The organism is Kitasatospora sp. NPDC059571, from assembly GCF_042735675.1.
Classification (GTDB): Bacteria; Actinomycetota; Actinomycetes; order Streptomycetales; family Streptomycetaceae; genus Kitasatospora.
Genome location: NZ_JBHWBW010000081.1, coordinates 1 through 709, shown reverse-complemented (window position 1 = coordinate 709; position 709 = coordinate 1). Strand labels below are relative to the sequence as shown.

1 protein-coding gene is annotated in these 709 nt (G+C 71.7%); it reads left to right on the top strand.

Annotation, left to right across the window (positions count from 1 at the left end; all coding sequences use genetic code 11):
• The first annotated feature begins 20 nt into the window (after window positions 1-20).
• Window positions 21-671: an SDR family oxidoreductase gene (locus tag ACFV0G_RS12440; RefSeq protein WP_380545665.1), complete on the top strand. Its 651-nt coding sequence runs from the start codon at window positions 21-23 to the stop codon at window positions 669-671.
• Window positions 672-709 lie beyond the last annotated feature (38 nt).

Below are 709 nucleotides of genomic sequence, written 5' to 3'. Positions count from 1 at the left end.
CGGCGTCCCCCTTTTGCGACGTGGGGGAGAGGGACGGCCCCCACACCGTCGCCGCCATCGAGAAGAACGGCGGCCGGGCGCTCGCCGTCGGCGTGGACGTCGCCGTCGCGGAGCAGGTCGAATCCGCGGTCGCCCGGATCGCCGAGGACCTGGGCGCGCCGGCCGTCCTGGTCAACAACGCCGGGATCACCCGCGACAACCTGCTGTTCAAGCTGACCGAGGCCGACTGGGACTCGGTCATCGGGGTCCATCTGCGCGGCGCCTTCCTGATGAGCCGCGAGGTGCAGAAGCACATGGCCGCGGCGGGCTGGGGCCGGATCGTCAACCTGTCCTCCACCTCCGCACTGGGCAACCGCGGCCAGGCGAACTACTCCGCCGCCAAGGCCGGCGTCCAGGGCTTCACCAAGACCCTGGCCATCGAGCTCGGCAAGTTCGGCATCACCGTCAACGCGGTCGCGCCGGGCTTCATCGCCACCGACATGACCGCCGCCACCGCCGCGCGGATCGGCATGCCCTTCGAGGACTTCCAGAAGTTCGCCGCCGAGCAGATCCCGGTGCGTCGTGTCGGCCGCCCCGAGGACGTCGCCGGCACCGTGTCCTTCCTGGCGGGAGAGGATGCCGGATTCGTCTCCGGGCAGGTCATCTACGTCGCCGGCGGCCCCCAGGGCTGAACCCCGAGCGCCAACGGCCGATGCCCCCTCCCCCGGGA